The sequence below is a fragment of the Pseudomonas rhizozeae genome (genome assembly GCF_031583775.1).
Classification (GTDB): Bacteria; Pseudomonadota; Gammaproteobacteria; order Pseudomonadales; family Pseudomonadaceae; genus Aquipseudomonas.
Genome location: NZ_JAVLSB010000040.1, coordinates 1 through 12,120 on the forward strand (window position 1 = coordinate 1; position 12,120 = coordinate 12,120).

General features: G+C 61.1%; 7 protein-coding genes. 5 read left to right on the plus strand and 2 right to left on the minus strand.

Translation table 11 applies throughout. The features are described 5' to 3' along the window. Positions 1 to 24 precede the first annotated feature (24 nt). Together RG836_RS12600 and pvdP are read right to left on the minus strand one after the other, a co-directional pair. Positions 25 to 1,562, minus strand: a protein-coding gene (locus RG836_RS12600) for an IS3 family transposase (RefSeq protein ID WP_409078081.1) whose coding sequence is annotated in 2 segments (ribosomal slippage) — positions 25 to 1,112 and positions 1,112 to 1,562 — 1,539 coding nt in all. Because the reading frame shifts where the segments join, the coding sequence is not laid out codon by codon here. A 212-nt stretch (positions 1,563 to 1,774) separates the two neighbouring features. Further along, complete coding sequence (pvdP, locus tag RG836_RS12605; protein WP_310845820.1) at positions 1,775 to 3,394, minus strand: pyoverdine maturation tyrosinase PvdP; 1,620 nt, start codon at positions 3,392 to 3,394, stop codon at positions 1,775 to 1,777. 242 nt (positions 3,395 to 3,636) lie between these two features. On the opposite strand from pvdP, the gene pvdM reads away from it, so the two are divergent. From pvdM to RG836_RS12630, 5 genes are all read left to right on the plus strand, one after another. After that, positions 3,637 to 4,986: a pyoverdine-tailoring dipeptidase-like protein PvdM gene (pvdM, locus tag RG836_RS12610; RefSeq protein WP_310845821.1), complete on the plus strand. Its 1,350-nt coding sequence runs from the start codon at positions 3,637 to 3,639 to the stop codon at positions 4,984 to 4,986. A gap of 27 nt (positions 4,987 to 5,013) precedes the next feature. Next, positions 5,014 to 6,306 carry a pyoverdine-tailoring periplasmic protein PvdN gene (gene pvdN / locus RG836_RS12615; RefSeq protein WP_310845823.1) on the plus strand — a complete coding sequence of 431 codons (1,293 nt, stop codon included), beginning with the start codon at positions 5,014 to 5,016 and terminating at the stop codon, positions 6,304 to 6,306. Positions 6,307 to 6,329: 23 nt separating this feature from the next. Further along, positions 6,330 to 7,196 carry a dihydropyoverdine dehydrogenase gene (pvdO, locus tag RG836_RS12620; protein ID WP_310845825.1) on the plus strand — a complete coding sequence of 289 codons (867 nt, stop codon included), beginning with the start codon at positions 6,330 to 6,332 and terminating at the stop codon, positions 7,194 to 7,196. A gap of 238 nt (positions 7,197 to 7,434) precedes the next feature. Beyond that, positions 7,435 to 9,084: a cyclic peptide export ABC transporter gene (locus tag RG836_RS12625; protein WP_310845826.1), complete on the plus strand. Its 1,650-nt coding sequence runs from the start codon at positions 7,435 to 7,437 to the stop codon at positions 9,082 to 9,084. Between the two features lie 145 nt (positions 9,085 to 9,229). After that, positions 9,230 to 11,686: a TonB-dependent siderophore receptor gene (locus tag RG836_RS12630; protein ID WP_310845828.1), complete on the plus strand. Its 2,457-nt coding sequence runs from the start codon at positions 9,230 to 9,232 to the stop codon at positions 11,684 to 11,686. Positions 11,687 to 12,120 lie beyond the last annotated feature (434 nt).

A 12,120-nucleotide genomic window follows, 5' to 3' on the forward strand; every position in this document is an offset into this window, starting at 1 on the left:
CCTGTCGCCTTGGTCCTACAGTTGTTAACCCGTTGCGCTCTTAATTTCAGGACGTTCTGGGTTTAAATACACCGCATCTCCTAGCTTCCAGTTCCGTATCCGGGTACTCCAGCGGCCCGGATTAGCTTCTCTGGCATCCTCATAAAGTGCTGTTCTAGCTTGTAATAGGGCCGTCGCTTTGCCTTCGTGCCGCTCGTTTGGTGTCACGTATTTCAAGGCGCTGTGGCGGTGATCTTCGTTGTACCACTCAATAAATTTCTGCACCCAAAGCCTTGCTTCAGTGACCGTATCGAATGGTTGATCCGGCCAGAGAGGGCAGTACTTTGCGGTGCGGAAAAGTGCTTCTGCGTAAGCGTTGTCATTGCTCACTCTTGGCCGGCTAAAGGACGGCTCTACGCCCAGGGCAATCATGCTTTCACGTAACAAGGAACCTCTCATAACGTGACCGTTATCCGAGTGCAATATCAACGGACGACCCGCTGTACGCTCCCGCAAGCATCCCTTTCTAAGCAGCTCACATGCGTGTTCGGCACATTCCACCTCATGCACTTCATTGGCGACCAGCTTGCGGCTGTAGACATCCTTGACCATATACCAGTAGAAAAAACGACCTCTGACAGTGCTGGGCAACCAAGTGATATCCCAGCACCACACTTGATTGGGAGCATCAGCGCGATGAGTCGTCAGCACCCTGCGTTTCGGGGCTTTGGTTCGGCCGCGACGCACGTTTTGATTCGCGGCTTTTAACACACGGTAAAACGTCGACTCCGAAGCCAGATAGATACCTTCATCGGCCAATTTCGGGACAATTTGGTGCGGGGTGAGGCTGGCGTAGCCAGCCTGATTGGCGGCGGCAAGCACCGCTTGGCGCTCCGTATCACTGAGCTTGTTAGCCGGAGCTGGCCGCTGAGCCAGTTGTCGACCGTCACAGTCGGCGTATCGCCAGCGTTGAACTGTGCGCAGGCTTAGCCCTAGCTCATTACAGGCTCGATATCGACGAGCCCCACTCAATACCGCTTCAGCAATCAACTTCATGGCTTGCGTACGATCAGAGGCGCTGATCAGTCTTCCTTGTCCTTGCCCCAGATCGCATTGGCTTTTTTTCTGAGCTCCAGCAAAGCCACCGCCTCCGCACGTCCAGCATCGGATTGGATCAACTGACGCTCCAGCTCTTTGATCCGCCGCTGCTCGGCAGTCTTCTCTGCGCTGGGTTTCAGATCAGCAAGGGTATTGGCGTTTTGGCAGGCCTCGCGCCACTGCTGAATTTGCTCAGGATAAATGCCCTTGATTCGGCAGTATTGAGAAATCTCCACCTCACTCAGCGGTGCGGTTTCCATGACAGCATTGAATTTATCGGCGCTGGACCATTGATTACTGGTCTTGCCGTTTCCCGGCACGATCAAACCTTTATCTCTAGCCATTTGTCTCCAGTTTCGCAGTGACTGAGGCGTGAGATTGAGCGCAATGGCGAGTTCCGCCACTGATCGATTGAGGGGCGGCATCATTTGCAAAACGACCCAGTCTTTGAAGTCGTTGTCGTAGCGTTTGCCTTGCTTGGACATTGTTATGCACCTTCGCCCTATTGAATGATTGAGTCAATCAACAAAGGCGACAGGTAGCCTGACACGGAGGGCGTTTGAAAAAAAGTAAGGCGCCGTAAGGGCGCAACCCTAAGCAGCCGTTACCGCAGCAACGGATATGTACACCAACCAAATCCATCACCCGACCCGACCCGACGCCATCGCTGGCAAGCCAGCTCCCACAGGATTATGTGTCAGGCCTGACTGGCCTTAGCCTTCAAATGCCGTGCATACCAAGGCCGACGCGGCACCTTGCGAAACAACCCGGCCAGTTTCTCCTCGTCATCACCGAACGTAATACGCAAAGCCAGCTTCATGGTTTCCGGATCCATCTCCACCGACATGCCCGCCTGCAAACCCGGCGTGGTGCTGCAACCGTGGGTACTCGGCCCGAGCCACGGGTCGGCGATCTCCACCCAGCGGCCAGGGGCAAACCACGGCACGCCATTGACTTCCTGACGGCTGACTTCCCCTGGATGAAAGCGCTCGTGGGCGCGAAACCAGTCTTCCAGACGATCATCGATCCAGCCGTGGAAATACCAAAACACCGGGTTCACATGGGAGGAAAACGGGTCGCCGAGGAAATCGTTTTCCGGCGCGAACCAGCGCGCCGAAAAGTCCGCCGGATCGCGGGCCATCGGCACCGGTTGGCCATTGGACGGATCCCGTGGCACCGAGGCCCAGCGCATGTGCAGCCAGTCGTGCAGGCCCAGCTCCACTTCGGAGCCGAACTGACCGAGGGTCAACTTTGCCAGGTAACGCGGGTCGCGGTACTGCGACTCCCAGACCTGGAAATTGCTGTGATAAGTCTCGGCGGTCTTGATGTCGCTGACCCACTGGGTGTACTCGGCATCGTCGTCCGCCAGCCAGGTCGGTGGCAGCGCGGTGCCGTCGTGGTTATCGAAATACCGGGCGAAGCCCAGGCGATCGCGGGCAAGCTCCGGTTGCGGCAGCGGGAAGTGCTGCCACGACGGTAAATCCTGCAGCGACCGGGCCTTGCCGAGCATGTGCCGGTGCATGAAAAAGAAGTCCACGCCGGAGCCGTTCTTGTCCTTGCGCGGGCCGCGGGCGTCGCGCTCCTGATCGCGGGTCCCAGGCTGCCAGCCAATCCCGCGCAAGGCGCCGCGCTGCTCGGCGGACAGTGTGTGCCACTTGTCCCGCGAGGCGTGCCACAGCTGGTGAAACAAACGATGCTCCGGCGACACCAGCCACGCCAGCAGTGCGGGGTTGAGGCCGGTGCGCTCGCGAGCCTCCGGGAAGACCTTCTTGACCGCGATAAAGCGGTTGTCCTGAGCGGTCAGCATCAATGGCCGATCGAGGTCCAGCACCCGGCCACTGAGCGAGCCGCTGCCGGCATTGCCGAACCCGGCCCAGACTTCGTCCAGGCTCATGCTGAATTCGTAATCGATCGAGCCAGCGGCACTCATCAGGCGCCAGCTCAACTGCGCCGGTTTGGCCCCGGCGAGGTCGCCGAGCACTTGATAGCGCGGCGTTTGCGGGCTGCGCAAACGCTCGGCGGTATCGAGAAAACCACAGACGCCACGGCCCTTGTGACCAATGTCGAGGAACACTTCCAGGCCGTCCAGCGGCAAGCCTTGGATACCCGCGTCACGCCCCTCGAAACGCAGGGTCCAGACGCCGCGCAGGGTGTTGGCCAAGTGCTGGCCGGCCACGTCCGCGACGTCGAACGAGGCCTCGCCGGGGGTGATCGTCGGGTCCGGCTTCGTCCATTCGCGATGCCCATAGAAAGCCGCAGGTACCGCAGCGCCAGTCAGCGCCAGGCCTGCCATGAACCATCGTCGAGAAATCGTCATTGCCCTACCTGTGTCAGCCATGAAGCAGGCTTTATCCAAGCTAGAACGAGTGTTGGCGGGATAAATTTACAAGCTTCGCGAGCAGGCTCGCTCCCACAGGGTATGCGCTGAACTTGCGGGAGCGAGCCTGCTCGCGAAGAGGCCAGCCCCAGGCACTAAATTCCACCGCCAGTCACTCGTTCTTCCCAGATAGCAAAGGCCCCTGCGCCTGCATTTCGACGGCGAAACTGACTGAGATGGCGATGACAAAACCACGTTCGAAAAAGGCCCTGTACCTGGGCCTGCCGCTGGCCTTGGCGATTGCCGCCGGCACCGGCTTCGCGATCTGGGATTACGCGTTCCGGGACAACCCCGGCTACCCGATCAAAGTAATGAAGCAGGCCGACGAACTGCAAGAGCGCCTGCTGTCCTTCGACAGCCACATCACCGTGCCGTTGGATTTCGGCACCGCCGGCAACGAAGCCGATAAGGACGGTAGCGGCCAGTTCGACCTGGTGAAAATTGCGCGCGGGCGCTTGTCCGGCGCGGCACTGACGATTTTCGGCTGGCCGGAAATCTGGAACGGCGCCAACGCCCCGCACCGTCCCACCGCCGGGTTCGTCGAAGAGGCGCGGTTCGAGCAGGAAACCCGCTTCAAAATCATCAGCACACTGGTGCGCGACTTCCCCAATCAGGTCGCCATTGCCTACACCCCCGCCGACTTCCGGCGCCTGCACGGCGAAGGCAAGTTCGCGATTTTCATCAGCATGCTCAACGCCTACCCGCTGGGCAACGATCTCAACGCCCTCGACCGCTGGGCCGCGCGCGGCATGCGCATGTTCGGCTTCAGCTATGTCGGCAACAACGCCTGGGCCGATTCGTCGCGGCCGTTGCCATTCTTCAACGATTCACGCGATGCCCTGGGCGGCTTGTCGGCAATCGGCCAGCAAGCGGTGCACCGCCTCAACGACCTCGGGGTGATCATCGATGTGTCGCAGATGTCGACCAAGGCCCTGGAGCAAGTCGCGCAGCTCAGCCGCACGCCGATGGTGGCTTCGCACTCGGCGCCCCGTGGCCTGGTGGACATCCCGCGCAACCTCAGCGACCAGGAAATGCAACTGATCAAGAACAGTGGCGGCGTGGTGCAGATCGTCGGTTTCCCGACCTACCTCCGCCCGCTCAGCCAGTCCACGCAGGACAAGCTCAACGCCCTGCGTGCACGCTTTGATCTGCAACCGCTGCAAGGCCTGGAAATGGCACTGATGCCCGGCGACCCGATTATTACCGTGTGGCCCGAGCAGCGCTTCGGCGAGTACGCCAGCCAGCTCTACGCGATTGTCGACGAGGAACCGAAAGCCACGCTCAAGGACTACGGCGACGCGATTGACTACGCGGTGAAAAAAATCGGCATCGACCACGTTGGCATCAGTTCTGACTTCAACGACGGCGGCGGCCTGGATGGCTGGAAGGACGTCAGCGAGGCACGCAACGTGACCGCCGAATTGCTCAGCCGCGGCTACAGCGAAGCGGACATCGCCAAGCTCTGGGGCGGCAATTTCCTGCGGGTCTGGGAGCAGGTGCAGCAGTCCTCGAAACCGCTCGCCAGCCACTGAGCCCCTTTTGCCAAAGCGAACCGAACCATGACCAATCGCCGTTCCTTTCTCAAGCAGGCCGGGATCTTCGCCGCCGCCCTGCCCCTCGGCGCCGCCGTGGCACTGCCTGCCCAGGCCAGCGCCGCGCCGTCGCTGGCGGGGTCATCCTCCGCTGACAAGTGGGCCCGGTTGCGCCAGTTGTTCGACCAGGATCCGAGCTACCTGCACTTCGCCAACTTCCTGGTGACCTCGCACCCGCGCCCGGTGCGTGAAGCCATCGAGCGCTACCGCGCCAGCCTCGACCGCAACCCTGGGCTGGCGATGGACTGGGACCTGGGCGAAACCGAAAAACGCGAGCACAACGTGCGGGTCTGGGCCGGTCGCTACCTGAACGCCGCCCCCGAACAGATCGCCCTCACCGGCAGCACTACTGAAGGACTGGCGCTGATTTACGGCGGCATTCATGTGCGCCCGGACCAGGAAATCCTCACCACGGAACACGAGCATTACGCGACGAATTACGCCCTCGCCTACCGCCAGCAAAAGGACGGCGTGCAGGTGCGCAAGCTCAAGCTGTTCAACAGCAGCCGCGAGGTGTCGGCGGATGAAGTGCTGACTGCGATCGAGCAAGGCATCCGCCCGCAGACGCGGGTGCTCGGCATGACCTGGGTGCAGTCCGGCAGCGGCGTGAAACTGCCAATCGGCGAGATCGGCCAATTGGTGGCGCGGCACAACCGTAATCGCGACGAGAAAGACCGGATTCTCTACGTGGTCGATGGCGTGCACGGGTTTGGCGTCGAAGACCTCGACTTCCCGGCCATGCACTGCGACTTCTTTATCGCCGGCACCCACAAATGGCTGTTCGGCCCGCGCGGCACCGGGCTGATTTGCGCGCGCTCCACCGAACTCAAAGACCTGACGCCGACCATCCCGACCTTCTCCGAAGCCACGTCTTTCTCGACCATCATGACTCCCGGCGGTTACCACAGTTTCGAACACCGCTGGGCCGTCGACGAAGCCTTCAAGTTGCACCTGGAACTCGGCAAAGCGCAGGTGCAAGCGCGCATCCATGGGCTGAACACCTATGCCAAAAACCGCCTGCTCGAGCATCCAGCGATTGAACTGGTGACACCGCACAGTCCGCAACTGTCCGCCGGGTTCACCTTCTTCCGAATCAAGGGCAAGGACTGCGACCAGACCGCCGCTTATCTGATGCAGCAACGCGTGGTGTGCGACGCGGTGGACCGTGACGCCGGCCCGGTGATCCGCATTGCCCCCGGCCTGCTCAACGACGAGCAGCAGATCGATCGCTTCATGGCGGTGCTGGGCAAGACTTTGTGAATTTTCTTTAAGCGAGACGACCGATGAAGCCTGACTTGTTGCATACCCTGGCGCTGGCCGCCCTGCTGACCGGCCTGCTGCCGATAAGCGCCCAAGCCGCCACACCGCCGGCACCGGGCAAGGTGTTCAAAGACTGCCGCGACTGCCCGGAAATGGTCGTGCTGCCCGCCGGCACGTTCCAAATGGGCACCCCGGACGATGAAGTCGGCCGCGAGCCCGATGAAGGGCCGCTGCACGACGTGACCTTCGCCCGCCCCTTTGCCATCAGCCGTTTCCAGGTGACCGCCGGCGAGTGGGACAGCTACGTGCGTGAGAGTGGCGTGGTCATCGCCAATGGCGACACCCGCCCCGGCCGCGAGTGCGTGGCGAGCAAGCCGCGCTATCCGCAAACCCCGCGCCAGCCGGCGGTATGCATGAGCTATGAGGACGTAAAAACCTACGTCGCCTGGCTGTCGAAAAAAACCGGGCAGAATTACCACATGGTCAGCGAAGCCCAGCGCGAATACGCCGCGCGCGCTGGTAGCAGCGGGCCGTTTCCCTTCCCGTTCGATGCGGGCAAGGCATACAGCATCGCCAAACACGCCAACACCTACGGCCCGGCGGACGGCTACAGCTACAGCTCGCCGGTGGGCAGCTACCCGGCCAACGCCTTCGGCGTGTACGACATGCACGGCAACGTCTACGAATGGGTCCAGGATTGCACCCACGACAACTACCTCGGTGCCCCCACCGACGGCAGCGCCTGGATGGACGGCACTTGCGAAGAAGTGCGCATCCGCGGCAACGACTGGGGCGAAGCGCCGGTGTTTTCCCGCTCCGGCAACCGCAACAGCCAATACCCCCAAGCCCGCGGCGACTGGCTGGGGTTCCGGGTGGTCAGGGAGTTGTGAGCATGGACGCCGGGTTTGCACACCTGTGGGAGCGAACCGGCTCCGGGCGGCGTTCCGACGAAAGCTATTTGTCAGTCACCCAAGATGCCGAAGCTGAAGGCCTCTTCGCGAGCAGGCTCGCTCCCACACTGTTTTTCTATCCACCGCTCCATTCACCACCAGTCAGCCGTCGCTAAATAAACCCCTGCACCATACGTTCTATTGGGTATCTGCCTTATGACCCAAGGAATTGTCTTCCATGTCCCAGCCAACCCGTGGCGTGCTCGGCGAGTTGTTCGTCTTGCTCAAACCCTTTCGCCTGATCGTCATTGCCTCGATTGCCCTGGGCATGATTGGCGGCTTGAGTGTCACGGTGCTGCTGGCGACCATCAACAATGCCCTGCATTCCGACAGCGGCCTGACCCAGGGCGTGGTCGTGCTGTTTGGCGGCTTGTGCCTGCTGGCGTTGCTCAGTTCGATCTGCTCCGACATCGGCACCAACTACGTCGGCCAGCACATCATCGCCAAGCTGCGCAAACAGTTGGGGGAGAAGGTGTTGTCGGCGCCGATCGAGCAAATTGAGCGCTACCGCAGCCACCGCCTGATCCCGGTGCTGACCCACGACGTCGACACCATCAGCGACTTCGCCTTCGCCTTCGCGCCGCTGGCGATTTCCCTGACCGTGACCCTCGGCTGCATGGGTTACCTGGCGATTCTGTCGTGGCCGATGTTCCTGATCATGGTCGCCGCGATCCTGATCGGCAGCGCCATCCAGGCCTACGCCCAGAGCAAAGGCGTGCAAGGTTTCATGGCCGCCCGCGAAGCCGAGGACGAACTGCAAAAGCACTACAACGCCATCGCCGAGGGCGCCAAGGAATTGCGCATCCATCGCCCGCGCCGGCAACGCATGTTTGTCTCCGGGATCAAGGCCACCGCCGAATTCATCTGCAACACCCAGGTGCGCTCTATCAACACCTTCGTGATCGCCAAGACTTTCGGTTCGATGCTGTTCTTCGTGGTGATCGGCCTGGCGCTGGCGCTGCAAACCTTCTGGCCCAGTGCCGACAAGACCGTCATGAGCGGCTTCGTGCTGGTGCTGCTGTACATGAAAGGCCCGCTGGAACACCTGATCAGCACCCTGCCGATCGTCAGCCGCGCGCAGATCGCCTTTCGCCGCATCGCCGAGTTGTCCGACCAGTTTTCCACCCCGGAACCGCACCTGCTGCTCAGCGACCAAGGCCACGTACAAAGTGCCGTGCACGAGCTGAAACTCGACGATGTGCGCTTCGCTTTCCCGGCGGTGGACGGTGCAGCGCCGTTCCATTTGGGCCCGGTCAACCTGACGATCAAACAGGGCGACATCACCTTCATCGTTGGCGAAAACGGTTGCGGCAAGACCACCCTGATCAAGCTGCTGCTTGGGCTGTACACCCCGCATCACGGGGCAATCCGGGTAAACGGCGAGGCCATCGACGCGCACAATCGCGATGACTATCGGCAGCTGTTCACCACGGTGTTCGCCGACTACTACCTGTTCGATGACGTGATCCAGGGCGACCAGCACATCCCCGACGACGCCAACAAATACCTGCAACGCCTGGAGATCGCACACAAGGTTCGGGTCAAGGACGGCAGCTTCACCACCACCGATTTGTCCACCGGCCAGCGCAAACGCTTGGCGCTGGTCAACGCCTGGATCGAGGAGCGTCCGGTGCTGGTGTTCGACGAATGGGCCGCCGACCAGGACCCGACCTTCCGGCGGATTTTCTACACCGAGCTGCTGCCGGACCTCAAACGCCTGGGCAAAACCATCATCGTCATTTCCCACGACGACCGTTATTTCGATGTGGCCGATCAACTGGTGCGGATGGACAGCGGCCGGGTGGTCACCGAGCTGGCCCCGGCCTGACACAAGACCCATGAGGATTGGAGCCAGCAACGATTGCGGATTTATTTCACCGATTTCTTTCCGGTTTTGCGAACCCGCCTCGTCTAATAATCATTCCTATTAACAATAAACTCTGCACAAGACTTTTCAGGAGCATAGGCAAGCAATGCGACTCAATCCACGCCGCACCCCTCTCGCGCTGGCGGTTCAGCGCCCGACACTGCACCGCAGCCTGTTCACCAGCGTTCTGCTGACCGCCACGTTGCTGGGGAGCAACATGGCCAACGCCGCGCCGGTCAAGGTCAATATCGCATCGCAGCCATTGGCGTCGGCCCTGACTGAACTGGGTATGCAAACTAACCTGCAAATCCTCTACAGCCCGGACCAGGTGGCCGGAATCAAGGGCCGTGCAGTGTCCGGTTCGCTGGAGCCGTCCGACGCCCTGAAAGCCTTGCTGCTGGGCACTGGCATTTCGTTCCAGATCAACGGCAACAGCGTCACCCTGGTGTCCGGCGGCTCGTCGAGCCTGCAACTGGGCGCGACCACCATCTCCGGCCAGGCCCTTGGCCTGAAGACCGAAGACACAGGTTCGTACACCACCGGCGCCACCACCACCGCGACCAAATTGCCCCTGACCCTGCGTGAAACCCCGCAGTCGGTGACAGTTATGACCCGTCAGCAAATGGACGACCTGGGCGCCAAGAACATCGGCGACGTGTTGCGCAACACGCCCGGCGTCTCGGTGCAGCAATACGACAGCGACCGTACCGAATATTCGGCGCGCGGCTTCGCCATCACCAACTACCAGTACGACGGCGTCAACTCGATCTACGACGGGGTATACGACGAAGGCGCGACCCACATCGACATGGCCACCTACGACCGCGTTGAAGTGATCAAGGGCGCCACCGGCCTGATGACCGGCAACGGCGACCCGTCCGCCACCGTCAACCTGGTGCGCAAGAAACCGACCAAGGACTTCAAGGCCTCGATCAGCGCCACCGCTGGGTCCTGGGACAACTACCGCACCGAAGGCGACATCTCCGGTTCGCTGAACGATTCCGGCAGCGTGCGCGGCCGCTTCGTCGGCGCCTACCAGGACAAGAATTCCTACATCGACAACTACACGCAGAAGAAAGACGTCTACTACGGCATCCTCGAAGCCGACCTCACCGACGACACCCTGCTGACCTTCGGCATCGACAAGCAAAGCACCACCCCGCGCGGCTCGTCCTGGACCGGTAACCCGGTGTACTTCTCGGACGGTTCTCGCACCGATTTCCCACGCAGCTTCAACCCGGGCGCTGACTGGAGCCGTCGTGATTTCGACAGCACCACCTACTTCGCCTCGCTGGAACAAGCCCTGGCCAATGACTGGAAACTCAAAGTCAGCCTCAACGAAAAAGTCTCCGACCACGACACGCGCCTGGCCTCGGCCAGCGGCGGCAACCCGGACCCGGTCACCGGCGAAGGCATGTTCCTGTACTGGGGCCGCTGGGAAGGCCATCGCGTGCAGGACACCGCCGACGTCAACATCTCCGGCCCTTTTTCCTTGGGCGGCCGCGAACATGAACTGGTCGCCGGCGTGATGACCTCGCACTCGCGCCAGACCGGTGCCACCTACAACACCAGCGCCTCCTCGCTGGTGCCGGGCAGCATCTTCGACTGGAACGGCGAACTGCCTAAACCGGACTTCCCGAAAAACGGCAAGTACGAACGCACCCAGAGCCAGAACGGCGTGTACCTGGCCACGCGCTTCCGCCCCACCGACGACCTGTCGCTGATCCTCGGCAGCCGCTTGAGCACCTTCAAGTACAACGAGGACTACAACTACAACGACGGCACCGCCGACACCCACGCCAGCTATAAGGAACACGGGGTCGTGACCCCTTACGCCGGCGTGGTCTACGACCTCGACGACACCTACTCGCTGTACACCAGCTACACCAAGATCTACCAGCCGCAGATCTACAAGGACACCAGCGGCGCGACCCTCGAGCCGGTGGAAGGCGACGCCTACGAGGCCGGCCTGAAAGCCGCCTACTTCGACGGCCGCTTGAACGCCAGCCTGGCGTATTTCCAGATCGAGCAGGACAACGTCGCGCAATACCTGACCACCGACACCACCACCGGGCAGGACGTGTACGAAGCCATCTCTGGCGCCACCACCAAAGGCATCGAGCTGGAACTGGCCGGCGAACTGGCCGAAGGCTGGAACATCTCCGCCGGCTACACCTACGCCCGCACCCGCGACAAAGACAGCCAGCGCATCTTCGGCTTCCCGCTGTCCACCAGCAAACCGGAACACGTGGTGCGCACCTTCACCACCTATCGTTTGCCCGGCGTGCTGGACAAAGTCACCGTCGGCGGCGGCGTGAGCTGGCAGAGCGCGTTCTACGGCAACATCTACAACGGCTCGATTGGCGACTACAACCTGATCAAACAGGGCGGCTACACCCTGGTCGACCTGATGACTCGCTATCAGGTGGACGAGCATCTGAGCCTGACGGTCAATGCCAATAACGTGTTCGACAAGAAGTACCTGACGGGGCTGGGCAACTTCGACACCACGTTCTACGGCGAACCGCGCAACCTGCAGTTGACCGCGAAGTATGAGTTCTGAAGCCTGACCTGAAACGTAAAATGCCCGACTGGTGAGAGTCGGGCATTTTTTTGTCTGGGTGGAAGGTTTCGCGGTCGCTGGGTTGTCGTCAGGGCTGTGAGTGGGTTGACGAGGCGGCCTATTAGCCGACCTGGCTTCGGGTGGTACGCATTCCCCTGTGGAAGCTGCGGTGCGACGATTCGACTTGCCAGCGATGGCTATCTCCCTGCTGGTGAGTTAATGGCGGATGTCCCGAAACCCTGTGGGAGCTTGGCTTGCCAGCGATGGCTTCTGTTCAGGCACTAGAAATTTTGCAGGTGTACATATCCATTATTTATGTGATGACTGCTTATGGTTCCGCTCTTACAGCGGGTCACTTTGAAAAGCCCAAAGTAACCAAAGGCTCTAATCCCCTCCATTCGGTGCCTCGCCTAGGCTCGGCATACCCTCACTCC